Consider the following 25,833-nt stretch of genomic DNA (forward strand, 5'->3'; position numbering starts at 1 on the left):
CGGGTCAGTAGGCTCTCCCGGGTGACAGCTGCAGCTCCAACGGACGCGGATCTCATAGCGGCGCATGCCGCCGGTGACCCGCACGCGTTCAGTGAACTGGTCCAGCGACATCGAGACCGCATGTGGGCGGTGGCCCTGCGCACCGTGCGGGACCCGGAAGAAGCCGCGGACGCCCTGCAGGACGCCTTTATCTCCGCGTTCCGCGCAGCGGGCAACTTCAGAGCCGAATCACAGGTCACGACGTGGTTGCACCGCATCGTCGTGAACGCGTGCCTCGACCGCATCCGGCGGGGCAAGGCCAGACCGACCGTTCCGCTGCCCGAAACCGGGCAGTTCAACGAGCCCGCCTCACCGCGCGACTCGATGTCCGAGCGCGAGACGAGCCTCGTCGTCAAGGAAGCCCTCGACCAGCTTCCCGAAGAGCAACGTGCCCCGATCGTGTTGGTCGACGTCGAGGGATACTCCGTCGCGGAGACGGCGAAAATGCTCGGTATCGCCGAGGGCACGGTCAAGAGCAGGTGCGCTCGAGGTCGAGGAAAGCTCGCGAAGGTTCTCGGACATCTGCGGAACCCCGATGCGATTGCGAACGTCCCAACTCACGAAAGCAAACGTGTTCGCGCTACCCCGGAACGGGGTGCCAGGCGTCCTCAGGGCACGCCGGGTGACGGGGAGGGACGATGACAGACGAGAGCAGGGGGATCGGTGGGACCGTCGGTCCGCCGTGGTCTGTCGATATGCTCGCCGACCTGCACGCAGGTGTGCTGGACGAGCGAGAGGCGGCCGAACTCTGGCCGTTGGTGAACGCCGACCCCGAAGCACTGGCGATCATCGAAGCACTCGAAGCGACGACGGCCGACCTCGCGGGACTCGCGAACGAGCCGGTCGCTCCCATGCCCGCGGAGTTCGCGGCGCGGCTCGACGCGGCGCTGGCCGCCGAGATGCAGGCCCGTCAGGCGTCGCCTGCGTTTCAAGGCGCACCTGAAGGGCAGCAGGCGCAGGTCGCCCCGGTGGTGGACCTCGCGGCAGCACGGCGGAAGCGGAACAAGCGGATCGGCTGGGGCGCGGGGATAGCGACCGTGGCCGCGGCGGCCATCGCCGCCGTCGCGATCGTCGTACCGACCACGCAGCAGTCGACGCCGGGCGGCGTCGCGCAGCCTCCGCCCGCCCCCACCGGCTCGTCGGTCGGCGGAGACGGCGGCGGGGCCGAAGCCCTCGTCGGCAAGGCGATCGGCGTCCGCGACTTCGGCTCGTTGAAGACCGAAGAGCGCCTCGACGCCTGCGTCGAAGCCGCCGGACTGGACCCCGACGTTCGGCCGGAGGGCATCCGGCCGGTGAACGTCGCGGGCAAGGACGGCGTGATGGTGATCTACACCACAGGCAAGCTCGCCCAGTTCCGCATCGTCGCCTTCGGTGCCGACTGCGGCCCGGGCAACGCGTCGGTCCTCTTCGACAAGATCATCGGACAGAAGTAGCAGCGGAGAGCGATAGCGAAGGTCCCTTGCTCCCGGTCGGGAGCAAGGGACCTTTGCTATCGCCGTCGCAAGCCGGGAGAAGTAGCGCCGGTCACCCCGGGAACACCGGCCCTTACGATCGTGTTGAGCCTGGTGAACAGGTCACTACGAGCGGAGGTCACGGGTGGCTGGCGAGGAAATCAGGAACTTGATCGTTGTCGGGTCGGGTCCTGCGGGGTACACCGCCGCTGTCTACGCGGCACGAGCGCAGCTCGAACCGCTGGTGTTCGAGGGCACTCAGTTCGGCGGTGCCTTGATGACGACGACGGAGGTCGAGAACTTCCCCGGCTTCCGCGAAGGCATCCAGGGTCCCGACCTCATGGAAGAGATGCGCGAGCAGGCCAAGCGTTTCGGCGCCGACCTGCGCTCGGAGGACGTCGAGTCCGTCGAGCTGACCGGTGACGTCAAGTACGTCGTCGCGAACGGCAAGCGCTACGCGGCCCGCGCGGTCGTGCTCTCGATGGGCGCCGCGGCCCGCTACCTGAACGTCCCGGGTGAGCAGGAACTGCTCGGCCGCGGTGTTTCGGCCTGTGCCACCTGCGACGGGTTCTTCTTCCGCGACCACGACATCGTGGTCGCCGGCGGCGGCGACTCCGCGATGGAGGAGGCGACCTTCCTGACGAAGTTCGCCAAGTCCGTCACGATCGTCCACCGCCGCGAGGAGTTCCGCGCCTCCCGGATCATGCTGGACCGGGCCCGCGAGAACGAGAAGATCAAGTGGGCGCTCAACAAGCAGATCACCGGCGTCGAGGGTGAGGGCAAGGTCGAAGGCCTGAAGCTCAAGGACACGGTGACCGGCGAGGAGTCCCAGCTGGACGTGACGGGGTTCTTCGTCGCGATCGGTCACGACCCGCGCAGCGAACTGGTGCGTGGTCAGGTGGACCTCGACGAGGACGGCTACGTGCTCACCAAGGGCCGGACCTCGTACACGAACCTCCCCGGCGTTTTCGCGGCGGGCGACCTGGTCGACCGCACCTACCGGCAGGCGATCACGGCCGCGGGTTCGGGCTGCGCCGCGGCGATCGACGCGGAACGATGGCTGGCGGAACACGCCGGTGTCGAGACCGCCCAGGAGACCCCTGAGCTGGTCGGCGGCGGCTACGGCGCCACCACCAGCTGACTTTCACAGCATCCGTTCACCACCCAGGAGGAGACACCATGGCCAACACCGTGACGGTGACCGACAAGACCTTCGTCGACGACGTCCTGACGAGCGAGAAGCCCGTGCTGGTCGACTTCTGGGCCACCTGGTGCGGTCCGTGCAAGATGGTCGCCCCGGTGCTCGAGGAGATCGCGGCGGAGAACGGCGAGAAGCTGACCGTCGCGAAGCTCGACATCGACGCCAACCCGAACACTGCGCGTGACTACCAGGTGATGTCGATCCCGACGCTGATCCTGTTCCAGGGCGGCAAGCCGGTGAAGCAGATCGTCGGCGCCAAGCCGAAGGCCGCGCTGCTCTCGGACCTCGCCGACGTCCTCTGATCTCGCGTTTCACCAGCCGAAACCCGGGGCCTGCCCAGGCTCCGGGTTTCGTCGTTCCGCCGGACGGGTATTCCTCACCGTCACGGGAACATGATCATGGCGCCGGGAAGGGTTCCACGAACGGGGACTTGACGCACCGACCGGGCCTCCGCGCTCACCGAGAGTTCACAGGGCACAATAGAGCACCGGGGTCCGCCCCGCAGGGTTTTCAAAGTCGTGCATCGAGCTCCTTCGGTGCCCCAAAGGAAGAGCGAGGAGTGCATGCGGGTACTCCGCCGCGGTGACGCCGGACCGGACGTCGCCGAGATCAGGTCCACGCTGGCGGCGATGGAGCTGCTCCCGCCGGTGACCGAATCCGGGGAGTACGAGGTCTTCGACACGGCGATGGAACATGCCGTGCGAGCGTTCCAGCAGGGCCGTGGGCTCATCACCGACGGTCTGGTGGGTCCGGCGACCTATCAGGCGCTTCGTGGCGCGGGCTTCCATCTCGGCAGCCGCCCGCTGACTTACATGTTCTCCGCCCCCATGCAGGGCGACGACGTCTTCGCGCTCCAGGAGCGGCTGACCGAACTCGGTTTCGACGCCGGCCGCCCGGACGGGCACTTCGGCGCCCAGACCGAGCGCGCCCTCAAGACCTTCCAGCGCGACATGCGCCTGGTCGCCGACGGCATGTGCGGTCCGGCCACCATCCGCGAGCTGCACCGGCTCTCTTCGCCGCGCGCCCGCGGCGGCCGCCCCGTCTTCCTGCGCGAGCAGGAGCAGGTGCGCCAGGCGGGCCCCCGGCTGCGCGGCAAGCGCATCGTGATCGACCCTGGCCACGGCGGCGAAGACCTCGGTGTCGTCGCGAGCGGCCTGCGTGAAGCGGACATCGCCTGGGATCTGGCGCGACGGCTCGAAGGCCGTATGCAGGCCACGGGCATGGAAGCGCTGATCTCGCGCGGCCCGAACCAGAGCCCGACCGAGGGTGAGCGCGCCAAGTTCGCGAACGAAGCGGGCGCCGACCTGTTCCTTTCGCTGCACAACGACAAGAACCCCTCGCCCAAGGCGCAGGGTGTCGCGAGCTTCCACTTCGGCACCGGCAACGGCACGACGTCGACCGTCGGTGAGCTGCTGGCGGGCTTCATCCAGCGCGAGCTGGCCGCCCGCACCGGCCTGCGCGACTGCCGCACGCACTACAAGACCTGGGAGATCTTCACCCGTACCCGCTGCCCGGCGGTGCGGATCGAGATCGGCTACCTGACCAACCCGGAAGACAGCCGCAAACTGGCCGACCCGGCCTTCCGCGACATCGTCGCCGAAGGCATCCTGGTCGCCGTGAAGCGCCTGTACTTGCTCGGCGAAGGGGACCAGCCGACCGGCACGTTCACCTTCGCCGACGTCCTGGCCCACGAACTCGCCAAAGCGGAGTAGCCAGTCCTCCACACCCGCACAAAGGCGCACATGCCCCTGCCGACGCCCTCGGCACAACCGGTTGTGTGCCCCCTCGCCGGACCACGCCACCCCTAGCTCCACCCGGCGCGCAGCCCCCGCCCTTCCCGGGGGGCGTCCCCAGGTCCAGCCTACCCATCCACAGATTTTCCACCGCTCCTAGCAGCGATCTGTGGATAACTCGGCAGGTTACCCACAGCTGTCCCCAAGGCGGGGGATGGCTGCTGCGCGCACCCGAAAACTCTGCTAGTGGCTTGAGATGAAGGGGCCTTCCGAGGACTCCGGAACGGCCGAAAAGTCAGGCGCGACCCATGCTCGGTTCGGCGGTGGTGATGGAGACCTGGCCGAGCAGCCGTTCGAGGGCCGCCTCCACGTCTTCCTTCCACGAGATCGCCGACCGCAGTTCCAGTCGCAGCCGCGGCCACCGCGGATGCGGCCGGACGGTCTTGAATCCGACGCTCTGCAGGAACGCGGCGGGCAGCACGCAGCTGTGACCGCCGTCCGGATCGGTCTCTTCGGGCTTGGCGTCACCGAAGGCCTCGATCGCGCGGACCCCGCGTTTGGTCAGATCCTTCGCGACCGCCTGCACCAGCATCCGGCCGAGCCCGCCGCCCTGGAATTCGGGGAGGATCTGGAAGGCGGTCAGCAGAACCGCGTCCGGACCGGGCGGGGAAGTGGGAAAGGCCAGCGAACGCGGCACGGCGTTCGGCGGCGCGTAGAGCACGAAGCCGACAGGCAAGGTGTCGCTGTAGACGATGCGGCCGCAGGAGCCCCACTCAAGCAGCACGCTGGAAACCCAGGCTTCTTTTTCGACCTCTGTCGCGCCGTACTCCTCGGCCTGCGCCTTCATGTGCGGCGCCAGCTCCCAGTACACGCAGCGGCGGCAGCTCTTGGGCAGATGCTCGAGATTGTCCAGGGTTACGCCCACGACGCGACGCGACACCGACAAACCTCCCTGGACAACGGACACCCGACGCAGCCCTGTCCCGAGCAGGGCTTGCCGAAGGGGTCCTGATCGAGGATAGGCGGATGTGATGAACACCGGAAGGCCAGGGCCCCTCAAGGGAGGGTGGTTACACTCGATGGAACTACCAGTCGGTAGCGACTATGTCCACTTCGAAGCACGGGTGAAGCGCCTGATGACCGAGAATCGCCCTGTCAGGCCGCAGAGCGGCCGACACAACCTCGACCCGCATCTCGACCGCTACGCCGCGCGTACGGCCGGAATGACTGCTTCCGAGATCAGGGCATTGTTCGCGGTGGCCAGTCGCCCCGAGGTGGTCTCGCTCGCCGGCGGGATGCCGAACCTCGCCGCGCTTCCGCTCGACTCGTTGTCCGCGCAGGTCAGTGAGCTCATCGCCGAAGAAGGTCTGGTCGCACTCCAGTACGGCTCCGCGCACGGCGTCCCCGCGCTGCGTGAGCAGATCTGCGAAATCATGGCCCTCGAAGGCATCAAGGCCCACCCGGACGACGTCGTCGTGACGGTCGGCTCCCAGATGGGACTCGACATGGTCACCCGGCTGTTCTGCGACCCGGGCGACGTCATCATCGCCGAGGGCCCGTCGTACGTCGGCGCGCTCGGCTCCTTCGCCGCGTACCAGGCGAACGTCGTACACGTCGCGATGGACGACCACGGCCTGGTCCCCGAAGGGCTGCGAGCCGCGCTCGCGGAGACCAAGAAGACGGGCCAGCGGGTCAAGTTCCTCTACACGATCCCCAACTTCCACAACCCCGGCGGCGTCACGCTGGCCGTCGAGCGCCGCGCGGAGATCGTGGAGATCTGCCGCGAGCACGACATCCTCATCGTCGAGGACAACCCGTACGGTCTGCTCGGCTTCAGCGGGCAGACGTACCCGGCGCTCCGCTCGATCGACCCCGACAACGTGGTGTACCTGGGCTCGTTCTCGAAGACCTTCGCCTCCGGCCTGCGGGTCGGCTGGGTGCTCGCACCGCACGCCGTCCGGGAGAAACTCGTGCTCGCGGCCGAGTCCGCGACGCTTTGCCCGCCGACGCTTAACCAGTTGATCGTGTCGCGATACCTCTCGACTCACGACTGGCTGGGGCAGATCAAGACCTTCCGCGAGAACTACCGGGAGCGCCGGGACGCGATCCTGACCGCGCTCGAACAGCACATGCCCGCCGGCTGCAGCTGGACCAAACCCGATGGCGGTTTCTACGTCTGGATGACAGTCCCCGAAGGCGTCGACACGAAGGCGATGCTGCCGAGGGCCGTCACCGCCCGGGTCGCGTACGCCTCCGGAACCGGTTTCTACGCCGACGGTTTCGGCAGCAGACAACTACGTCTTTCCTACTGCTACCCGACGCCGGAGCGGATCCGCGAAGGCGTCCGAAGGCTCGCCGCGGTGCTCGAGTCCGAAATGGACCTCGCGCGTACCTTCGGTAACGTGAGCCCACGCTCGATCTCGGGGCCACAGAACCCCTCTCCGGACACGGTCTGATCGACCGGGCGTCCCCTTAGACCCAAAGGAGTCCTCGATGGTCGACCGCACCGTCGCCGTACTCGCAGGCGGACTTTCCCACGAACGCGATGTCTCTCTCCGGTCCGGGCGGCGGCTCTCGGTCGCCCTGCGGGCGGAAGGCCTCATCGTCGAAGAGTGGGACACCGACGCGGGCTTGCTCGAACGTCTTCGCACCCAGCGGCCCGACGCGGCCATCGTCGCCCTTCACGGTGGTGAAGGGGAGAATGGCGCGGTGCAGACGGTGCTGGAGATGCTGGACGTGCCCTACGTCGGCACCAGCTCGCAGGGCTGCCGCCGCGCGTGGGACAAGCCGACGGCCAAGGCGCTGGTCGCCAACGCGGGCTTCACGACGCCGGACTGGGTCGTGCTGCCGCACAGCACCTTCCGCGAGCTCGGCGCGCAGGCCGTGCTGGACGCGATGGTCGAGACACTGGGCTTGCCCCTGATCCTCAAGCCCGACCAGGGTGGTTCGGCGCTGGGCGCCCAGGTCGTCAAGGAAGCCTCGGAGATGCCCGGTGCGATGGTCGGCTGCTTCGCTTACGGAGACACCGTTCTCGCCGAGAAGTTCGTCTCCGGCGTCGAGGTGGCCGTGACGGTCATCGAAGGCGAACAGGGACCCGAGGCCCTGCCCGCGGTCGAGATCGTGCCGGAGAGCGGCGTGTACGACTACACCGCTCGCTACACCGCCGGCCTGACCGACTTCTTCACCCCCGCGCGGATCGCCGACGACGCCGCCAAGGCGGTCGGCGAGCTCGCCGTCGCCGCGCACCGGCAACTGGGTCTTCGCGACATCTCCCGCACCGACGCCGTGGTCACCGAAGACGGCACGGTCTACTTCCTCGCGGTGAACCCGTCGCCGGGCCTCACTGAGACGTCGATCGTGCCCATGGCGATCGAGGCGGGCGGCGCCACGCTCGGATCGGTGTTCGCCGACCTCGTCGGACGGGCGATCTCCCGCAAGAGCTGAGCCGGACTCGACGAAGGGGACTTGCCCACCGCGGGCGAGTCCCCTTTTTCATTTCCGGGCCACGGCGACGACCTGACGCTCGTCCTCGTAGATGACCAGTCCCGGGTCCGCCGACCAGACGGCGTCGCACGGAATCCCGTGTGTCTTCAGAATCGACAGGTAGCCGTCGACCCGTTCGATGAAGACATGGGCCGTCGCCTTGAACCACGCCATCGCCCCGGGATTCACCTCCGCGTCGTAGACGCTCGGATCGGTGTGTGCCGGGTTGCTGAAGTTCGCGTCGTACCAGTCGTTGTTCCTCCGACGAAAGGCTTCCTGCTCGACGGTGAGGCGTCCGGCCCGGGCGAGCCCGTTGACGAGACCGAAGACCCCGGTGAAGGTTCCTCGCTCGTTGCGGTCCGGGCTCTGGAAACGAACGAAGGGCAGCTCGGTCATCGCCGGGGCCGGTTTCACGGGAAACATTTCCGAAAGCCCGCCCGTCCGAAAACAAGCACTCAACGTTACCTCTTCATCATCACTCAGCAATCGTCACCGTGACAAAACGACCTGGGGTGATCCCTAATCGGTTTCACGAGTCCGATTTGCCTGATTTTCGTCCATCAATGCCACAATGCGTTCAAGGTCGTCAACGGACCCGAATTCGAGGGTGATCCGGCCTTTGCGGCGGCCCAAGTCGACCTTCACGCGAGTGTCGAACCGGTCCGAAAGCCGGCTCGCCAGTTCTTGGAGACCAGGTGCCTGGATCGGCTTACGGGGAGCGGGCTTCGGCTTGGCCGGTTTTTCGCTCTTCTTGAGCGTGACGGCTTCCTCGGTCGCGCGGACGGACATGCCCTCCGCGACGATCCGCGCGGCCAGCTCTTCCTGACTTTCGGCGTCTTCGAGAGAGAGCAGCGCCCGCGCGTGCCCCGCCGAAAGCACCCCGGCGGCGACCCGTCGCTGGACCGCGAGGGGCAGTTTGAGCAAGCGGATCGTGTTCGTGATGACCGGCCTGCTGCGCCCGATCCGACCGGCCAGCTCCTCGTGCGTGACCGCGAACTCGTCGAGCAGCTGCTGATAGGCGGCCGCCTCTTCGAGCGGGTTGAGCTGAACGCGGTGGATGTTCTCGAGCAGCGCGTCGCGCAGCATCGCCTCGTCGGCGGTCTGGCGGACGATCGCCGGGATCGCCTCCAGCTCGGCCAGCTGAGACGCGCGCAGACGCCGCTCGCCCATGACGAGTTCGTACTCGTCGGTCCCGAGCTCCCGGACCACGATGGGCTGCATGAGCCCGAACGCGCGGATCGAGTGCTCCAGCTCGCTGAGCGCGTCTTCGTCGAAGACCTGCCGCGGCTGCTTCGGGTTCGGCTTGATCTGGCTGATCGGCACCTCGCGGTAGACCGCGCCCGCCACCGCGCCACCGTGTGAACCGGCCGCGCCGTTGGCCGCGAACCAGCCCTTGTCGTCCGGTCCCGTCGGGCCCGCCGGGGGAGCGGGGGTCGCGGCGGAACCGTTCTCGGCCGGGGCCGCCGAGCCCGGCGGCGGGCCGGTGGGGATCAGGGCGGCGAGCCCGCGCCCGAGCCCCCCTCTGCGCTCGCTCATGCCGTACCGCTCCTTTCCTTCATCTCCGCCCCACGTTGGGCGATCTCCTTCGCCGCGTCCACGTAGCTCATCGCACCCCGGGAACCTGGGTCGTACGCGAGGACCGTCTGCCCGTATCCGGGCGCCTCTGAGACCTTCACGCTGCGCGGGATCACCGTCTTGAGGACGGTGTCCCCGAAGTGATTCCGGACCTCGTTCGTCACCTGATCGGCCAGCTTCGTCCGGCCGTCGTACATGGTGAGCAGAATCGTGGAGACGCTGAGTTCGCGGTTGAGGTGCTTCTGGACGAGCTCGATATTGCTCAGCAGCTGACCCAGACCTTCGAGCGCGTAGTACTCGCACTGGATCGGGATCAGCACCTCCTGCGCGGCGACCATCGCGTTGACGGTCAGCAGACCGAGCGACGGCGGGCAGTCGATGAAGACGTAGTCGACGCCGATCTCGTCGAGGATCTCGGCCGAGAGCGCCTCCTTGAGCCGCATCTCGCGGGACGCCATGGACACGAGTTCGATCTCGGCGCCGGCGAGGTCGATGGTCGCGGGCACGCAGTAGAGGTTCTCCGACTGCTCGCTCTGCGCGGCCGCCTCAGCGAGCGTGACCTCGCCGATCAGCACCTCATAGATGGACGGCGTGCCGGATCGGTGTTCGATGTCGAGCGCGGTGCTCGCGTTGCCCTGCGGGTCGAGGTCGATCACGAGCGTCTTGAGCCCGTGGACGGCCAGGGCGGCGGCGAGGTTCACCGTGCTCGTGGTCTTGCCGACGCCGCCCTTCTGGTTGGCGACCGTCAGCACGCGCCGACGGGTCGGACGCGGGAGCGCGCCCTTCTTGGGGTGCAGCACGCTGGCGGCCCGGACGGCCTCTTCGGCGATGGGCGTCCAGCCGAGTTCGTGGCCAGTGCTCGCGGGGTCGGACGGTGGGGGAGTCACCGGTCTCGAACCTCCTCTGTATTAGAAGTGGGAGTCGGTCTGCGTTGTTTCACGTGGAACCGGTCTAGCTACGCCTGCCGCGCGGTCGAGACGGTTTCGAAGGCAGACGATGGATCACGACGACCGTGCTGGGGACCTCAAGCACCTTGGCGCCGCACTCGAAGACTTCCGGCTCGCCACCGCCGGCCTTCCGGACGGCGACGCGATCGCGTTCGATTTCCTCTCCGGCGCTCGCTCCTTTGAGGGCGACCAGAGCACCTTGGGCACGCACGAGCGGGAGGCACCAGTTCGCGAGCCGGGCCAACGGAGCGACTGCCCGGGCGGTGACGACATCCGCGTCACCGAGCTCCTCGCGTACCTGCCGCTCTTCCGCGCGCCCGCGGACAACGGTGATGGGGAGTTTCAGCTTCTCGGCAACCTCGGCCAGCCAGTCGACCCGGCGGGCCATCGGTTCGAGCAGAACGATATCGAGGTCCGGTCGGCTGATCGCGAGCGGTACACCCGGAAGCCCCGCGCCCGATCCGACGTCGACCACGCGGGCGCCGTCGGGGATCCGCTCGCCGATCACGGCGGAGTTCAGCACGTGCCGTTCCCAGAGCCGGTCGACCTCACGGGGACCGATCAGGCCGCGCTCGACGCCGTGCCGCTCCAGGAGTTCGACGTAGCCGATGGCTTGCTCGACGCGGTCTCCGAACACTTCCGACGCCGCACTCCGAACCGATGCGGCGACCCCGTCCAAGCCCACTCTTGCTCCTCAACCCTCGACGCCGTTTCACGTGAAACGCGCTTCACCGATTGTCCATGACGCCGACCGCAAAGCGGGGAGACAGTCCGAAGTTGTGGACAACTCCACTCGTCTTCACGCGTTTCACGTGAAACGCCACGCGTGTAATTCTCCCCGGCAACGAAGAAGCGGCCCGCCGGATGACCGGCGGGCCGCTTCGTTCAGAGAAACTCGTCAGGCGGGGAAGATGACGACCCGGCGCTTCGGGTCCTCACCTTCGCTCTCGCTCTTGACCCCATCGACGGCGGCGACCGCGTCGTGCACGACCTTCCGCTCGAACGGGCTCATCGGCTGCAGCCGGACACGCTCACCGGACGAGACCACGGTCTCGGCGGTCGAGCGGCCGAGCTCGCGAAGCTCTTCGCGACGGTCCGCGCGCCAGCCCGCGATGTCCAGCATCAGGCGGCTCCGCGAACCGGTCTCCTGCTGCACCGCCAGGCGCGTCAGCTCCTGCAGCGCCTCGAGGATGGTGCCGCGGGGACCGACGAGCTTCTCCAGATCCTCGCCACCGTCGATGCTGACGATCGCGCGGCCCGCTTCGACATCGAGATCGATATCGCCGTCGTAGTCCAAAAGGTCGAGCAGCCGCTCGAGGTAGTCGCCGGCGATGTCGCCCTCCTTCACGAGGACGTCGTCGTCGACACCTCCCTTGCGACCGGTCTCCTCAGCCGAGTCTTCGACCTCGGCCGCGCTGTTCTCTTCGGCGTCGATCGTGTCGATCGTCTCCGCCATAGTTGGTCTCCTCTCCAGCCCGGATCGGCGTCAGCGACGCTTCCGGCCTGATTTCTTAGTCGAGTCAGAGATGAGACCGGGCACGTCGGCGCCGTTCTCCTTCGAGCCGTTGGTCGACGGCTCGGCTGATGCGTTCTCGGCGTCCTTCTTCTCCGCGGCGGACGAACCGGTCTGGGCGAAGCCGTGGGGCGAACCCGCCTTCTTGACCTGACCACCGGAGGACTGCTTGTTCCTCTTCTGCTGGACCGGCTTCTGGCCGGGGCGCGGCGCGGTCGGCTTCTGGCCGGGCTTCGGGCCGAGGTTCGCGCGCTTCTCCTTCTCGGCTTCCTTGCGGGCCTCTTCTTCCTTGTCGATCTTCGTGTAGACGAGGCGCTGCTGCATCAGGGTCCAGCCGTTGTTCGCCAGCCAGTAGAAGAGGAGGCCGAGCGGGAACAGCGCACCGAAGATGAGCACACCGATCGGGAAGACGTACATCGTCAGCTTGTTCATCATCGCGGTCTGCGGGGTCGCCGACTCGGGATTCTGACGCTGGACCGAGTGACGCGCGGTGAGGTGCGTGGCGATGCTGGCGACGATCATCAGCGGGATCGCGACCGGAGCGACACTCCAGTGGAACCCGGCGGCCGTGTTGCCACCGCTGACCATGTCGACACCGGTGTAGATGGCCTCACCGAGGTTGACACCAAAGATCTTCGCGTGAACGTAGGAGTCCACGCCGGCCTGGTCGAAGAAGTAGTTCTCGGTCTTCGGGCCGCCGTACGGGTTGATGGTGAACATCCGCAGGACGTGGTTCAGGCCGATGAAGACCGGGATCTGAAGCAGCATCGGCAGGCAGCTGCCCAGCGGGTTGACGCCGTGCTCCTTCTGGAGCTTCTGCATCTCCATCGCCTGGCGCTGCCGGTCGTTGGCGTACTTCTTCTGCACCTTCTTCATTTCCGGTGCGAAGTCCTGCATCTTCTTCATCGACCGGACCTGGTTCACGAACGGCTTGAACATGATGCCGCGGACGGTGAACGTCAGGAAGATGATCGCCAGGATCCAGGAGACCGCGTTCGCCTCACCGAACACAAGCCCGAAGACCTTGTGCCAACACCACAAGATGAAGGACACGGGGTAGTAGATGAAGTCGAGCACTGAGCTACTCCTCGATCGGTGTTTCAGGTCGGCGGTGGCGCCACGAGAACGTCTCGGGGACCGGGTCGCGGCCGGGCATCGTCCACGGGCCACAGCGCAGCAAGCGCCGGACCGCGAGGTAGGTACCGCGGCCGGCGCCGTGCCGGGTCAGTGCCTCTACGGCGTACGCGCTACAGCTCGGGTAGAACCGGCACGCCGGAGGAAGGAAGGGAGAGATCGCTTTGCGATACAGCTTGACGGGCAGGAGCAGCACCCAGGCCACCGGGCCGGGGCGGGCTTCTTCGGTGGTCTCGCTCTCGGTGGCTCGCATGCCGTTACACCGCTGATCCGTTGTCGGAGGGTCGCGTCTGGCGGGACTTCCCGGTGACGGCGGAAGGCCCGGACAACCCGAGGCGCCGTAGCGACGCGTCGAGATCCGAGCCGAGTTCCGCGCTGGACGCGTCCGCGGCCGGAGGTAGTGCCCGTACCACCAACGAGCTCCCCGGCGGCAGTGTTCCGATCCTGGCGGAAACGAGATGCCTCAACCGGCGGGAGACCCGGTGGCGGACCACCGAATTCCCCACGGCCTTGCTCACCACAAAACCCGCCCGCGCCGCCTCGGCGGCTTCGGACGGGTCCGTGGTCAACGCATGGACGACGAGGCGGCGCCTGCCTGCCTTGGCCCCACGCCGCATCACGGCACGGAAATCCTCACTGCGCCGCAACCTCGCGGCGGCCGGCAGCACGACGTCCCTCGACGGCGGCCGGATCAGGCGGACAGTGCGCCGCGGCCCTTGCGACGACGAGCCGCCAGGATGGCCCGGCCGGCGCGGGTCCGCATCCGAAGCCGGAACCCGTGGACCCGGGCGCGTCGGCGGTTGTTCGGCTGGAAGGTGCGCTTACCCTTGCTCACGACTTACTTCTCCTGTTTCATCGGCCGCCGGGGACGGTTCGACCCGTTCCTGGCGTGTCGTGCTGACGCACGGCAGTCTCTGGTGTCTCCTACCAACGTGTGGCCTCGTCACGTCGAGCGACGACAACGTGGGCACGCGAAACGCCCCCGCTGTATACGGGAGACCTTACGAGGGTACGCACCCACCGCCCGGGCCCGGCAGGCACCCCCTCGACCACGGACCGCGACCGTGCGTGGAGAGTGATCATCGGCGACGTGAAGGCACCGAATGGCAACACGCCGTACACCGTGAAATGCTTGCGCGCGAGGATGCCTTGTGGCATCGGGCGGGGCTTGTTAGCGTGCCTCTCCCCGGGTTTTCGCCAAGGTGGAACGGTGCAGGCGCCCGGGTGTCCTCGGGGCGTGGAGGCGTCCCGCCGGCCTACGTCGAGCCCGCAGGTGACGTCGCCGCGGGCCGCCGTACATTAGTGCACAGCTGTGGACAACTATGTGGATATTTGCTGTGCGCATGAGCTGATCGGGCCATGGTGGCGCCCGACCCGGTGTTTCGGAGCGCGGTGTTTCCCGGATGTTCACACGCACCGATGAGGGGAGGGGAGTCAGGCAGGTGTCCGATCACCAGCACAATCTTGGCGTCATCTGGGAACAAGTCGTGCGCGAACTGTCCGATGGCACCCTCTCCCCGCAGCAGCGCGCCTGGATGCGGGTGACCCGGCCGATCGGCCTGCTCGACGGCACCGCACTGCTCGCCGCTCCCAGCGACTTCGCCAAGGAAGCGATCGAACGCGCCCTCCGCGGCGCGATCACCGAAGCCCTTTCGCGACGGCTCGGCCGCGCGGTCTCCCTCGCGGTGAAGGTCGACAGCACGGAGATGCCTCCCGCTTCGCCCGGCCCCCGCTACGAAGCGTCACCCGGCCGGGTGGAAAACGGCGGTAGCCCGGTGCCCGGCCCGCCGCCGCTGCCCGACGGTGACGGCATGTTGTCGCCGAACCGCCCCCGGCCCGAGCCCCCGAAGCCGAGGCCGCCGCGGCAGCCGGTGGACAACAGCCTGAACGATGGCGACGACAGCGATGAAGAAGTCGACGAAGAGGGCGAGGCCCTCGCGGCCGTGACCGAGATCTGGCCGACGTTCTCCGGCCAGCCGATCGCGGGCCAGCCCTACACCGCGCCGGCGCAGCCGCAGACGTCGAAGACGAAGCTCAACGAGAAGTACACGTTCGACACCTTCGTCATCGGTGCCTCGAACCGCTTCGCGCACGCGGCCGCGGTCGCCGTCGCCGAAGCACCGGCACGCGCGTACAACCCGTTGTTCATCTGGGGAGAGTCCGGCCTCGGGAAGACACACCTCCTGCACGCCGTCGGGCACTACGCCCAGCGGCTGTTCCCCGGCATGCGCGTGCGGTACGTGTCGACCGAAGAGTTCACCAACGACTTCATCAACTCGCTGCGAGACGACCGCAAGGTCGCGTTCCAGCGCCGCTACCGCGACATAGACATCCTGCTCGTCGACGACATCCAGTTCCTGGAAGGAAAAGAAGGTACGCAGGAAGAGTTCTTCCACACCTTCAACACCCTCCACAACGCGAACAAGCAGATCGTCGTCTCCTCCGACCGCCCGCCGAAGCGCCTCGAGACGCTGGAAGACCGGCTGCGCACGCGGTTCGAGTGGGGCCTCATCACCGACATCCAGCCGCCCGAGCTCGAAACCCGGATCGCGATCCTCCGTAAGAAGGCCGCGCAGGACAGGCTCGCGGTCCCCAACGAGGTACTGGAGTTCATCGCTTCGCGCGTCGAGGCGAACATCCGGGAGCTCGAAGGCGCGCTCATCCGCGTCACCGCCTTCGCGTCGCTGAACCAGCAACCGGTCGACGTCGCTCTCGCCGAGATCGTGCTCCGCGACCTCATCCCGGATTCGCACGCGCCGGAAATCACCGCGCCGACCATCATGGGCGTCACTTCGGAGTTCTTCGACGTGACGCTCGACGACCTCTGCGGGCCCGGCAAGACGAAGGCCCTCGCGACGGCGCGTCAGATCGCGATGTACCTCTGCCGCGAACTGACGGACATGTCGCTGCCGAAGATCGGGCAGACCTTCGGCGGCCGCGACCACACGACGGTCATGCACGCGGACAAGAAGATCCGCAAGGAGATGGCCGAACGACGGCGCATCTACGACCAGGTCCAAGAGCTGACCTCGCGGATCAAACAGCGCGCACGGCAGTAATCCCTTAGCACACAAGGACTTCAGGGGCTCTCACCGTCCAGGTGGGAGCCCTTTTTGGTGCGCGCGCAGCCGTCCACATAGGTCTTAGAGCGTGTGAAGGCACGAAGGACCGGGTACCCCGAAGACAGCACGTACGGGTGAGAAGGACACGAAACGTGCTTGAGTGCATTTCAGGTTTTCCCTTGTGTACAAAGGAAATCCACATGCTGTGGGTACTTTGTGCACAACTCCGGCGGACGCGAGACCAGCGGCGATCGGTTTTTCGTCCACATCGCACTCACAGGAAATCCACAGCATTTCCACACCATGATCCACACGTTGCCCCCAGGTTGCCCACATGTTGTGCACAAGGGTGACGCAGGCTGCACGGATCACTCTCCCGAGCGATTCCGGTCACGAACCGGACCCACAGCCCCTGGGTACAACCCGCCCCACATCTGGGGATAACCATGGGGACAACTCGGGCCGAATGTGGATAGATCGAGCGCGGCCCGAAACCATCCACCGACGGCCCAAGCTGTCCACCGTCCGTACACACCCGGAGTCCACAGGGTCCGAGCCATCCGGACCTGCGCGAACGAGGCTTGTCCACACAATCCACAACGCCTATTACTACTGCTGTTCTTAGTTCTTCTTAAGAAGGGAATAAAACAAAAACAGGCGATGGACGAATCTGGGGACAGACGGCGAACCGTGTCGTCTTGTCGACAAAAGCAAGGGGAGGCCGAGGTGACGCGGACCCCGGGGACGGCCTAACGTGGGTCCCTGCACCTGGTCTGCGTGTCGACGTGCGTTCGCGTCTCGCTCGGACCGAACGAACCTGCGAGGCACCCGGCCATCGCGCTCTCCGGCCGCGGTGACCCGTTGAGCTTTCGAGCCGTCAGGGGCTCGGCTGTCGAAAGGAAGCGCGCATGAAGATCCGCGTCGAGCGTGACGGGCTGGCCGACGCCGTCGCGTGGGTGGCGAGAAGCCTCCCGTCGCGGCCTCCGGTCCCGGTTCTGGGCGGTGTCCTGCTCGATGCGGGATCCGACGGGACGAGTGACGCACTCACCGTCTCCGGATTCGACTACGAGGTCTCCGCCACGGTCGGCGTCCCGGCCACCATCGCCGACGGGGGCCGTCTCCTGGTCTCCGGTCGTCTGCTGGCCGACATCACCAAGTCGCTGCCCGCGCAGCCGGTCGAGATCTCCGTCGACGGCGCCCGCGCCACCATCACCTGCGGCTCCGCGCGCTTCTCGTTGCCGACCATGCCGGTCGAGGACTACCCGCAGCTCCCGTCCCAGCCCGCCTTCGCCGGCGAACTCACCGGCGACGCGTTCGGCCAGGCGGTCACCCAGGTCGTCGTCGCCGCGGGCAAGGACGACACCCTCCCGATGCTGACCGGCATGCGGCTGGAGATCTCCGGCTCCTCGCTGACCCTGGTCGCCACCGACCGTTTCCGGCTCGCCATGCGCGAGTTCACCTGGGAGCCCGCCGAGGGCCTGTCCGACGCCGCCGTGCTCGTCCCGGCGCGCACGCTCGCCGAGGCCGCGAAGACGCTCGGTGCCAGCGGCGCCAAGATCCGCCTCGCACTCGCCAGCGGTGAGGGCCTCCTCGGCCTGTCCGGCTCCGGCCGCTACACCACGACCCGCCTCCTCGACGCGGAGTTCCCGCCGTACCGGCAGCTGCTGCCGGCGCAGCACACGTCGCGCGCGGTCATCGAAGTCTCCGCGCTCGCCGAGTCGATCAAGCGTGTTTCGCTGGTGGCCGAACGTGGCACCCAGGTGCGGCTGGAATTCAACGACGGTTCGCTGCGGCTCTCCGCCGGTGGCGACGACGAGGGTTCGGCCGAAGAAGAGCTTCAGGTCGACTACGAGGGTGAGCCGGTGACCATCGCGTTCAACCCGGGTTACCTCGTGGACGGCCTCGGCGCGCTGAACGCCAACCGCGCCGAGCTCACCTTCACCACGCCGAACCGGCCGGCGCTGATCAAGCCCGCCGACGAAGAGGGCAACGTCGTCCCCGGCTACCTGTACCTGCTGATGCCGGTCCGCCTCCCGGGCTGACCGGTCTTTAGTTTCTGTTTCGCACCAAAGGGGATCTTCATGGCTCAGCTGGGACTCATCGGCCTCGGCAAAATGGGGTTCAACATGCGTGAGCGGCTGCGCGGCGCCGGTCACGAGGTGGTCGGCTACGACCGCAACCCCGACGTCACCGACTCCACGTCGCTCGAGGACCTGGTGTCCAAACTGGACGGTCCCCGGATCGTCTGGATCATGGTGCCCGCCGGTGAACCCACCCGGCAGACCGTCGCGGAGCTCGGCAACCTGCTCTCCGAGGGCGACCTCGTGATCGACGGCGGCAACTCGAAGTACACCGACGACCGGATCAACGCGGACCTGCTCGCCACGAAGCAGATCGGTTACCTCGACTGCGGGGTTTCCGGTGGCGTGTGGGGCAAGGACAACGGCTACGGCCTGATGGTCGGCGGCGCCGCTTCGGACGTCGAGAAGGCCATGCCGATCTTCGACGCGCTTCGCCCCGAGGGTCCGCGTGAAGAAGGCTTCTCGCACGCCGGCGCCGTGGGCTCCGGTCACTACGCGAAGATGATTCACAACGGCATCGAGTACGGCATGATGCAGGCCTTCGCCGAAGGTTTCGAGCTGCTCGAAGCCGCGAAGGTCGTCGAGAACGTGCCCGCGGTGATCAAGGGCTGGCAGCGGGGGACCGTCGTCCGCTCGTGGCTGCTCGACCTCCTCGTCCGCGCGCTCGACGAGGACCCGGAGCTGGACGACCTCGAGGGCTACGTCGAGGATTCCGGCGAAGGCCGGTGGACCCTCGAAGAGGCGATCAACAACGCGGTCCCGGCGCCGGTCATCTCGGCCGCGCTGTTCGCGCGGTTCGCCTCGCGCCAGGAGGACTCCGCCGCCATGCGGGCCGTCGCCGCGCTGCGCAACCAGTTCGGCGGCCACGCCGTGAAGAAGGTCCAGTGACGACGGCCGGCCACTAGGCAGACGGGTTGTACTTAAGACACCTCCAGGTCACCGACTTCCGGTCCTGGCCACAAGCCGATCTCGCGCTCGAACCCGGCCCCACCGTCCTCGTCGGACAGAACGGCCGCGGCAAGACGAACCTCTTGGAGGCGATCGGCTACATCGCGACGCTGGGTTCGCATCGCGTCGCGACCGACGCGCCGCTGGTGCGGCACGGCTGCGAACGCGCGCTGATCAGGGTCGCGGTGGTCAACGAGGACCGTGAACTGACGGTCGAGCTGGAGATCACCCCCGGCAAGGCGAACCGCGCGCGGATCAACCGCGGCGCGGTCGGCAAGCCACGCGACGTGCTCGGGATCCTGCGCACGGTGCTGTTCTCCCCGGAGGACCTGGCACTCGTGCGCGGGGATCCCGGCGAGCGCCGCCGGTTCATGGACGAGCTCCTCGTGCTGCGCGCGCCCCGGTACGCCGGGGTCCGCGCCGACTACGAGAAGGTGCTGAAGCAGCGGAACGCCCTGCTCAAGACGGCGGGTAAGCGGCGTACGGGGCGCGAAGACCCGTACGCGCTGTCGACGCTCGACGTCTGGGACGACCACCTGGCGGTGGCGGGCGCCGCGTTGCTGGCCGCCCGGCTCAACCTCATCGCGGACCTCGCGCCGTACGCGGCCGCCGCGTACATGGGGGTCGCGCCCGACTCGAGACCGGCGAAGATCGAGTACAAGTCGAGTCTCGGCGAAGCGATGCCAGAGGGCTACGGCGCCCCGGACGGTCCTCGCGCCGATGAAGCGGTGCTCAAGGAAGTACTGGTAGAAGCGCTGAAACGGTCCCGGAACCTCGAACTGGAGCGCGGGGTGAGCATGGTCGGCCCGCACCGGGACGAACTCGACCTCATCCTCGGCGAAGCGCCGGCGAAGGGCTACGCGAGCCATGGGGAGTCCTGGTCGTTCGCCCTCGCACTGCGTCTGGGAAGCTACGAGCTCCTGCGTGGCGAGGCCGGGGAACCGGTGCTTCTGCTGGATGATGTGTTCGCCGAGCTGGACCGGCGTCGCCGGGCCCGGCTGGCGGAGGTGGCGGCCGGTGCCGAGCAGGTGCTGGTGACCGCCGCCGTGGACGAGGACGTACCCGCCGAACTGGCCGGGCACCGGTTCCTCGTGGCAGATGGTGAGATCAGCCGAGGGTGATCCCGCGAAGCGGACACCCCGGGTGATCGGCGCCACAGCAGTTACCCACCGATCTGGGGACAAACCTGTGGACAGTGTGGATAACACCGTGAACGCGTTATCGCCCCGCGTGACCAAAGGGCCTGATAAGCGGCTTGACACCCCCCGCTCGGGTGGTACCCCGAGTGAGGGAGCCCTGTTCGACACGCAGAGTGAACGGGCTCCGGTATCGAACGGCCCAACCGATACCAACAGCAAAGAGTCGACTACCGGCCGTGACCTCGCGCATGCCGCTCTGGAGGCCGCGAAGGCCAAGGCGAAGGCGCGCGGAGTTGAACCGGGCGTGCGCCGCGGCCGTATCACCGGAGGAGGGGCCGGTTCGAACGGTCAGAGCCCGCGACGTCGTCGCTGGTCAGGGCCGGGTGCCGATACTCGCGACCCGCAACCGCTCGGCAGGCTGGCCTCCCGGATCGCGGTCGACCGCGGCTGGAACACGCGGCTGGCCAACGGTCAGGTCTTCGGTCACTGGGCCCGGCTCGTGGGTGAAGAGGTCGCCGAACACGCCCAGCCGGTGGCCTTGAAGGACGGCGAGCTGACCGTGCGCGCCAGCTCGACGGCGTGGGCGACGCAGTTGCGCCTGCTTCAGGGGCAGCTGCTGACGAAGATCGCGGCCGGCGTCGGGCACGGCGTCGTGAAGAGGATGCGGATCCAGGGACCGACGGCGCCGAGCTGGCGGAAAGGCCCCCGGCACGTCCCAGGACGTGGTCCGCGTGACACGTACGGCTGATCCGAGTTGCGCTTCGCGACAACTGTGTACCAGCGCCCCGAGAAGGCGCCCAGAGTGCTTCGCGAACGTCAAGACTCTTCTTCGAACGAATTAGCGCGCCTGTGAGCAAATCAGGGGTGTCCTTGCCGCATGTCAGCGGACGCGGCCAAGTACACTGGAGACGAGCGAGCTTCCGCTCGGGGTAGACGAGGAGAATCAACGCCTGTGACCGAGAACAAGAGCGAGTACAACGCGTCATCGATCACGGTGCTCGAAGGCCTCGAAGCAGTCCGCAAGCGTCCCGGTATGTACATCGGTTCCACCGGGGAACGCGGTCTCCACCACCTCGTCCAAGAGGTGGTCGACAACTCCGTCGACGAGGCGATGGCGGGTCACGCCACCAAGGTCGAGGTTACCCTGCTGGCCGACGGCGGGGTGCGGGTCGTCGACGACGGCCGCGGTATCCCGGTCGACATGCACCCCAAGGAGAAGAAGCCGACCCTCGAGGTCGTGCTCACCGTGCTCCACGCGGGCGGCAAGTTCGACAGCGACTCGTACGCGGTGTCCGGTGGTCTGCACGGTGTCGGTGTCTCCGTGGTGAACGCGCTTTCGAAGACGCTGCTCGCCGAGGTCAAGTACGGCGGCCGCAGCTGGCGCCAGGAATACACGAACCAGCTTCCCGGTGAGCTGCAGGACCTCGGCCCGGCCGACGAGACCGGCACGACGATCACCTTCTGGGCCGACGGCGACATCTTCGAGACCACGACGTACAACTTCGAGACGATCTCCCGGCGTCTTCAGGAGATGGCCTTCCTCAACAAGGGCCTGACCCTCTCACTGCGCGACGAGCGCGTCGCCGACGAAGAGACCGAAGAGGACGCTTCCGGCCAGGCGGCGCGGGTCAAGGAAAAGACCTACTGCTACCCCGGCGGTCTCGAAGACTTCGTCAAGCACATCAACGGCAGCAAGGACCCGATCCACAACAGCGTGATCTCCTTCGAGGCCAAGGGCACCGGCCTCGAGGTCGAGGTCGCCATGCAGTGGAACAACGGCTTCACGCCGTCGGTGTACACCTTCGCCAACACGATCAACACGCACGAGGGCGGCACGCACGAAGAGGGCTTCCGCGCCGCGCTCACCCGCGTCGTCAACGCGTACGCGCGCGAGAAGAAGCTGCTCAAGGAGAAGGACGCCAACCTGACCGGTGACGACGTGCGCGAGGGTCTCGCCGCGATCGTCTCGATCAAGCTGGCCGAGCCGCAGTTCGAGGGCCAGACCAAGACCAAGCTGGGCAACAGCGAGGCGAAGACGTTCGTGCAGCAGACGTCGAACGAGTGGCTGGCCGACTGGTTCGAGCGCAACCCCACCGAGGCGAAGACGGTCATCAACAAGTCGATCTCCTCGTCGCAGGCGCGGATGGCCGCCCGCAAGGCGCGCGACCTGGTCCGCCGCAAGGGCGCGCTGGAGATCGGCGGCCTGCCGGGCAAGCTCAAGGACTGCCGGTCGACCAACCCGTCGGAATGCGAGCTCTACATCGTCGAGGGTGACTCGGCGGGCGGTTCGGCCAAGGAAGGCCGCGACTCGATGTACCAGGCGATCCTGCCGATCCGGGGCAAGATCATCAACGTCGAGAAGGCCCGTATCGACCGCGTCCTCAAGAACACCGAGGTCCAGTCGCTGATCACCGCGCTCGGCACCGGTATCCACGAAGAATTCGACCTCGAAAAGCTGCGCTATCACAAGGTCGTGCTGATGGCGGACGCCGACGTCGACGGCCAGCACATCACCACGCTGCTGCTCACCCTGCTGTTCCGCTTCATGACCCCGCTGATCGAGCACGGCCACGTGTTCCTCTCGCGCCCGCCGCTGTACAAGATCAAGTGGCCGCGGGCCGAGCCGGAGTACGCCTACTCCGACCGCGAGCGCGACGCCGTCATCCAGGCCGGTGTCGAGCGGGGCAAGCGCCTTCCCAAGGACGACGCGATCCAGCGCTACAAGGGTCTCGGCGAGATGAACGCCGAAGAGCTGTGGGAGACCACGATGGACCCGGCGAACCGGCTGCTCGGCCAGGTCACCCTGGACGACGCCGCGCAGGCCGACGACCTCTTCTCCGTCCTGATGGGCGAGGACGTCGAAGCGCGCCGTTCCTTCATCACGCGCAACGCCAAGGATGTTCGTTTCCTCGACGTGTAGTCACGTCCCGTTTCTCTGTCCCACCAGGACTGCCCTCACGAGAAGGACCTCATGACGGAAACCTTGCCGCCTGCTCCGGACCACGACCGGATCGAACCGGTCGACATCCAGCAGGAGATGCAGCGCTCCTACATCGACTACGCGATGAGCGTCATCGTGTCGCGGGCACTGCCGGACGTGCGGGACGGCCTCAAGCCGGTGCACCGCCGCGTGCTGTACTCGATGTTCGACTCCGGCTTCCGCCCCGAACGCGGGTACAACAAGTGCTCCCGCGTCGTCGGCGACGTGATGGGCAACTACCACCCGCACGGTGACTCCGCGATCTACGACGCGCTGGTGCGGCTCGCCCAGCCGTGGTCGCTGCGGTACCCGCTGATCGACGGCCAGGGCAACTTCGGCTCGCCGGGCAACGACCCCGCGGCGGCCATGCGGTACACGGAGTCCCGGCTCGCGCATCTCGCGATGCACATGCTGCAGGACATCGAAGAAGACACCGTCGACTTCTCCGACAACTACGACGGCCGCACCCAGGAGCCCGACGTCCTGCCGGCGCGGTTCCCGAACCTGCTGGTCAACGGTGGTTCCGGGATCGCGGTCGGGATGGCGACGAACATCCCGCCGCACAACCTGCGCGAGGTGGCCGAAGGCGTCAAATGGGCGCTGGAGAACTTCGAGGCGACCGACGACGAACTCCTCGCCGCGCTGCTGGTCCGGGTCAAGGGCCCGGACTTCCCGACCAAGGCGATGATCCTCGGCACCTCCGGGATCGAAGACGCGTACCGCACCGGCCGCGGCTCCGTGCGCATGCGCGCGGTCGTCGAAATCGAAGAAGACGCCAAGGGCCGCACGATCCTGGTCGTGTCCGAGCTGCCGTTCCAGGTCAACCCGGACAACCTGGTCGAGAACATCGCGAACCTGGTCCGCGACGGCAAGCTCACCGGCATCTCCGACATCGCCGACGAGTCCAACAGCCGCAGCGGCATGCGCATCGTCGTCACGATCAAACGCGACGCGGTCGCGAAGGTCGTGCTGAACAACCTGTTCAAGCACACCCAGCTGCAGCAGAACTTCGGTGTCAACATGCTGGCCCTGGTCGACGGCGTGCCCCGCACGCTGCGCCTGGACCAGATGATCCGGCACTACGTGAAGCATCAGATCGAGGTCATCGTCCGCCGGACCCGCTTCCGGCTGCGGAAGGCCGAAGAGCGCGCCCACATCCTGCGCGGTCTGGTCAAGGCGCTGGACATGCTCGACGAGGTCATCGCCCTGATCCGGCGCTCGCCCTCGGCCGAAGAGGCCCGGCCCGCCCTGATGAGCCTGCTCGACGTCGACGAGATCCAGGCGACCGCGATCCTCGACATGCAGCTCCGCCGTCTCGCGGCACTGGAGCGGCAGCGGATCGTCGACACCCTGGCGGAGATCGAACTCGAGATCGCCGACCTGAAGGACATCCTCGAGAAGCCCGAGCGTCAGCGCTCGATCATCGCCGAGGAACTGCAGGAGATCGTCGACAAGTACGGCGACGACCGGCGCACCAAGATCATCCCGTTCGACGGCGAGGTTTCGGTCGAAGACCTCATCGCCGTCGAGGACGTCGTCATCACCATCACCCGCACGGGTTACGCCAAGCGGACGAAAACCGATCTGTACCGCTCGCAGAAGCGCGGCGGCAAGGGCGTCCAGGGCGCGACGCTCAAGCAGGACGACATCGTCCAGCACTTCTTCGTCTGCTCGACCCACGACTGGATCTTGTTCTTCACGAACAAGGGCCGCGTCTACCGGGCCAAGGCCTACGACCTGCCCGAGGCCAACCGCAACGCGCGCGGCCAGCACGTCGCGAACCTGCTCGCGTTCCAGCCGGACGAGAAGATCGCCCAGGTCATCGAGATCCCGAACTACGAGGTCTCGCCGTACCTGGTGCTCGCGACCCGGCGTGGCCTGGTGAAGAAGACCAAGCTCACCGACTTCGACTCCAACCGCGCCGGCGGCCTCATCGCGGTCAACCTCCGCGAAGGCGACGAACTGGTCGGGGCCGTACTCGCGGCCGCGGAAGACGACCTGCTCCTGGTGTCCGCGGAAGGCCAGTCGATCCGCTTCCACGCCACCGACGAGGCACTGCGCCCGATGGGCCGCGCGACCTCCGGTGTGCTGGGCATGCGGTTCAACGACGGTGACGAACTGCTCGGCATCAACGTCGTCCAGCCGGACAGGTTCCTCCTCGTCGCCACCGACGGTGGTTACGCCAAGCGCACCCCGACCGACGACTACCCGGTCCAAGGCCGCGGCGGCAAGGGTGTGCTCACCATTCAGTACGACCGGAAACGTGGCAGGCTGGTGGGCGCGGTCATCGTCGACGCCGAAGACGAGCTTTACGCCATCACTTCCAGCGGTGGGGTGATCCGGACTTCGGCCGGACAGGTGCGCAAGGCCGGCAGGCAGACGAAGGGAGTGCGGCTGATGAATCTCGACGAAGGAACCACTCTTCTCGCGGTCGCACGCAACGCGGACGAGCCCTCAGACGTCGCCACTGCAGGCAGTGCTGAAGGAGAAGAAGACACGCCGGCGTCGGAGCAGTGAGCGACGCCCCACGTACTGGGTAAGGACTGA

The 25,833-nt window shown here is 67.2% G+C and carries 24 protein-coding genes; 14 read left to right on the plus strand and 10 right to left on the minus strand.

Annotation, left to right across the window (positions count from 1 at the left end):
• The first annotated feature begins 21 nt into the window (after positions 1-21).
• The 5 genes from sigM (at position 22) to ACZ5IK_RS15490 (ending at position 4,403) form a co-directional block, all read left to right on the plus strand.
• Positions 22-681 (plus strand): RNA polymerase sigma factor SigM, encoded by a 660-nt coding sequence (gene sigM, locus ACZ5IK_RS15470; RefSeq protein WP_101611566.1) that lies wholly within the window; start codon positions 22-24, stop codon positions 679-681.
• Positions 678-1,472: a hypothetical protein gene (locus ACZ5IK_RS15475; RefSeq protein WP_465488259.1), complete on the plus strand. Its 795-nt coding sequence runs from the start codon at positions 678-680 to the stop codon at positions 1,470-1,472. The genes sigM and ACZ5IK_RS15475 overlap by 4 nt, the downstream gene beginning before the upstream one ends.
• A gap of 163 nt (positions 1,473-1,635) precedes the next feature.
• The gene (trxB, locus tag ACZ5IK_RS15480; RefSeq protein ID WP_465488260.1) at positions 1,636-2,631 is read left to right on the plus strand and encodes a thioredoxin-disulfide reductase; all 996 of its coding nucleotides are present in this window, start codon (positions 1,636-1,638) and stop codon (positions 2,629-2,631) included.
• Positions 2,632-2,669: 38 nt separating this feature from the next.
• Positions 2,670-2,993 (plus strand): thioredoxin, encoded by a 324-nt coding sequence (trxA, locus tag ACZ5IK_RS15485; RefSeq protein WP_101611569.1) that lies wholly within the window; start codon positions 2,670-2,672, stop codon positions 2,991-2,993.
• A 261-nt stretch (positions 2,994-3,254) separates the two neighbouring features.
• On the plus strand, positions 3,255-4,403 hold the full coding sequence (locus tag ACZ5IK_RS15490) for an N-acetylmuramoyl-L-alanine amidase (protein WP_101611570.1): 1,149 nt from the start codon (positions 3,255-3,257) through the stop codon (positions 4,401-4,403).
• Between the two features lie 316 nt (positions 4,404-4,719).
• Here ACZ5IK_RS15490 and ACZ5IK_RS15495 read toward each other — a convergent pair whose 3' ends face one another.
• Positions 4,720-5,364: a GNAT family N-acetyltransferase gene (locus ACZ5IK_RS15495; protein WP_101611571.1), complete on the minus strand. Its 645-nt coding sequence runs from the start codon at positions 5,362-5,364 to the stop codon at positions 4,720-4,722.
• A 196-nt stretch (positions 5,365-5,560) separates the two neighbouring features.
• Between ACZ5IK_RS15495 and ACZ5IK_RS15500 the strand changes: the two genes are divergently transcribed.
• The gene (locus tag ACZ5IK_RS15500) at positions 5,561-6,880 is read left to right on the plus strand and encodes an aminotransferase-like domain-containing protein (protein ID WP_101613632.1); all 1,320 of its coding nucleotides are present in this window, start codon (positions 5,561-5,563) and stop codon (positions 6,878-6,880) included.
• Between the two features lie 37 nt (positions 6,881-6,917).
• Positions 6,918-7,868 (plus strand): D-alanine--D-alanine ligase family protein, encoded by a 951-nt coding sequence (locus ACZ5IK_RS15505; RefSeq protein ID WP_101611572.1) that lies wholly within the window; start codon positions 6,918-6,920, stop codon positions 7,866-7,868.
• A 48-nt stretch (positions 7,869-7,916) separates the two neighbouring features.
• Here ACZ5IK_RS15505 and ACZ5IK_RS15510 read toward each other — a convergent pair whose 3' ends face one another.
• The 9 genes from ACZ5IK_RS15510 to rpmH form a co-directional block, all read right to left on the minus strand.
• Entirely contained in the window at positions 7,917-8,303 is a 387-nt protein-coding gene (locus ACZ5IK_RS15510; protein WP_465488261.1) for a hypothetical protein, read from the minus strand.
• 123 nt (positions 8,304-8,426) lie between these two features.
• Positions 8,427-9,443, minus strand: a complete 1,017-nt coding sequence (locus ACZ5IK_RS15515; protein WP_465488262.1) for a ParB/RepB/Spo0J family partition protein — start codon at positions 9,441-9,443, stop codon at positions 8,427-8,429.
• On the minus strand, positions 9,440-10,369 hold the full coding sequence (locus ACZ5IK_RS15520) for a ParA family protein (RefSeq protein ID WP_465488263.1): 930 nt from the start codon (positions 10,367-10,369) through the stop codon (positions 9,440-9,442). Before ACZ5IK_RS15520 ends, ACZ5IK_RS15515 begins: the two co-directional genes overlap by 4 nt.
• A 64-nt stretch (positions 10,370-10,433) precedes the next feature.
• Entirely contained in the window at positions 10,434-11,114 is a 681-nt protein-coding gene (rsmG, locus tag ACZ5IK_RS15525; protein WP_465488264.1) for a 16S rRNA (guanine(527)-N(7))-methyltransferase RsmG, read from the minus strand.
• Positions 11,115-11,327: 213 nt separating this feature from the next.
• The gene (locus ACZ5IK_RS15530) at positions 11,328-11,885 is read right to left on the minus strand and encodes a Jag family protein (RefSeq protein WP_465488265.1); all 558 of its coding nucleotides are present in this window, start codon (positions 11,883-11,885) and stop codon (positions 11,328-11,330) included.
• A gap of 30 nt (positions 11,886-11,915) precedes the next feature.
• Positions 11,916-13,019: a membrane protein insertase YidC gene (gene yidC, locus ACZ5IK_RS15535; RefSeq protein WP_465488266.1), complete on the minus strand. Its 1,104-nt coding sequence runs from the start codon at positions 13,017-13,019 to the stop codon at positions 11,916-11,918.
• Positions 13,020-13,023: 4 nt separating this feature from the next.
• Complete coding sequence (gene yidD / locus ACZ5IK_RS15540; RefSeq protein WP_410601557.1) at positions 13,024-13,329, minus strand: membrane protein insertion efficiency factor YidD; 306 nt, start codon at positions 13,327-13,329, stop codon at positions 13,024-13,026.
• 4 nt (positions 13,330-13,333) lie between these two features.
• Positions 13,334-13,744, minus strand: coding sequence for a ribonuclease P protein component (rnpA, locus tag ACZ5IK_RS15545; RefSeq protein WP_410601558.1), 411 nt, complete (start codon positions 13,742-13,744; stop codon positions 13,334-13,336).
• Between the two features lie 23 nt (positions 13,745-13,767).
• A complete protein-coding gene (rpmH, locus tag ACZ5IK_RS15550; RefSeq protein ID WP_005154511.1) occupies positions 13,768-13,911 on the minus strand; it encodes a 50S ribosomal protein L34 in 144 nt (47 codons plus the stop codon).
• Between the two features lie 607 nt (positions 13,912-14,518).
• Between rpmH and dnaA the strand changes: the two genes are divergently transcribed.
• The 7 genes from dnaA (at position 14,519) to gyrA (ending at position 25,803) form a co-directional block, all read left to right on the plus strand.
• On the plus strand, positions 14,519-16,135 hold the full coding sequence (gene dnaA / locus ACZ5IK_RS15555; protein WP_465488267.1) for a chromosomal replication initiator protein DnaA: 1,617 nt from the start codon (positions 14,519-14,521) through the stop codon (positions 16,133-16,135).
• A gap of 911 nt (positions 16,136-17,046) precedes the next feature.
• Positions 17,047-18,180 carry a DNA polymerase III subunit beta gene (gene dnaN / locus ACZ5IK_RS15560; RefSeq protein WP_020632653.1) on the plus strand — a complete coding sequence of 378 codons (1,134 nt, stop codon included), beginning with the start codon at positions 17,047-17,049 and terminating at the stop codon, positions 18,178-18,180.
• 39 nt (positions 18,181-18,219) lie between these two features.
• A complete protein-coding gene (gnd, locus tag ACZ5IK_RS15565) occupies positions 18,220-19,107 on the plus strand; it encodes a phosphogluconate dehydrogenase (NAD(+)-dependent, decarboxylating) (RefSeq protein WP_465488268.1) in 888 nt (295 codons plus the stop codon).
• Positions 19,108-19,133: 26 nt separating this feature from the next.
• On the plus strand, positions 19,134-20,288 hold the full coding sequence (gene recF, locus ACZ5IK_RS15570; protein WP_465488269.1) for a DNA replication/repair protein RecF: 1,155 nt from the start codon (positions 19,134-19,136) through the stop codon (positions 20,286-20,288).
• Between the two features lie 274 nt (positions 20,289-20,562).
• The gene (locus tag ACZ5IK_RS15575) at positions 20,563-21,054 is read left to right on the plus strand and encodes a DciA family protein (RefSeq protein ID WP_101611584.1); all 492 of its coding nucleotides are present in this window, start codon (positions 20,563-20,565) and stop codon (positions 21,052-21,054) included.
• Between the two features lie 204 nt (positions 21,055-21,258).
• Positions 21,259-23,226, plus strand: coding sequence for a DNA topoisomerase (ATP-hydrolyzing) subunit B (gene gyrB / locus ACZ5IK_RS15580; protein WP_101611585.1), 1,968 nt, complete (start codon positions 21,259-21,261; stop codon positions 23,224-23,226).
• Positions 23,227-23,277: 51 nt separating this feature from the next.
• Positions 23,278-25,803 (plus strand): DNA gyrase subunit A, encoded by a 2,526-nt coding sequence (gene gyrA / locus ACZ5IK_RS15585; protein ID WP_465488270.1) that lies wholly within the window; start codon positions 23,278-23,280, stop codon positions 25,801-25,803.
• The last annotated feature ends 30 nt before the right edge of the window (positions 25,804-25,833 follow it).

It is taken from the genome of Amycolatopsis sp. NPDC031561, from assembly GCF_055580625.1.

Excerpts from the sequence above, each read along its gene's own strand:
- ACZ5IK_RS15500 (WP_101613632.1), top strand. The coding sequence starts at position 5,561 with ATGACCGAGAATCGCCCTGTCAGGCCGCAGAGCGGCCGACACAACCTC.
- ACZ5IK_RS15490 (WP_101611570.1), top strand. The coding sequence starts at position 3,255 with ATGCGGGTACTCCGCCGCGGTGACGCCGGACCGGACGTCGCCGAGATC.
- dnaN (WP_020632653.1), top strand. The coding sequence starts at position 17,047 with ATGAAGATCCGCGTCGAGCGTGACGGGCTGGCCGACGCCGTCGCGTGG.
- ACZ5IK_RS15505 (WP_101611572.1), top strand. The coding sequence starts at position 6,918 with ATGGTCGACCGCACCGTCGCCGTACTCGCAGGCGGACTTTCCCACGAA.
- ACZ5IK_RS15475 (WP_465488259.1), top strand. The coding sequence starts at position 678 with ATGACAGACGAGAGCAGGGGGATCGGTGGGACCGTCGGTCCGCCGTGG.
- gyrA (WP_465488270.1), top strand. The coding sequence starts at position 23,278 with ATGACGGAAACCTTGCCGCCTGCTCCGGACCACGACCGGATCGAACCG.
- yidD (WP_410601557.1), bottom strand. The coding sequence starts at position 13,329 with ATGCGAGCCACCGAGAGCGAGACCACCGAAGAAGCCCGCCCCGGCCCG.
- ACZ5IK_RS15510 (WP_465488261.1), bottom strand. The coding sequence starts at position 8,303 with ATGACCGAGCTGCCCTTCGTTCGTTTCCAGAGCCCGGACCGCAACGAG.
- trxA (WP_101611569.1), top strand. The coding sequence starts at position 2,670 with ATGGCCAACACCGTGACGGTGACCGACAAGACCTTCGTCGACGACGTC.
- ACZ5IK_RS15530 (WP_465488265.1), bottom strand. The coding sequence starts at position 11,885 with ATGGCGGAGACGATCGACACGATCGACGCCGAAGAGAACAGCGCGGCC.
- ACZ5IK_RS15515 (WP_465488262.1), bottom strand. The coding sequence starts at position 9,443 with ATGAGCGAGCGCAGAGGGGGGCTCGGGCGCGGGCTCGCCGCCCTGATC.
- gnd (WP_465488268.1), top strand. The coding sequence starts at position 18,220 with ATGGCTCAGCTGGGACTCATCGGCCTCGGCAAAATGGGGTTCAACATG.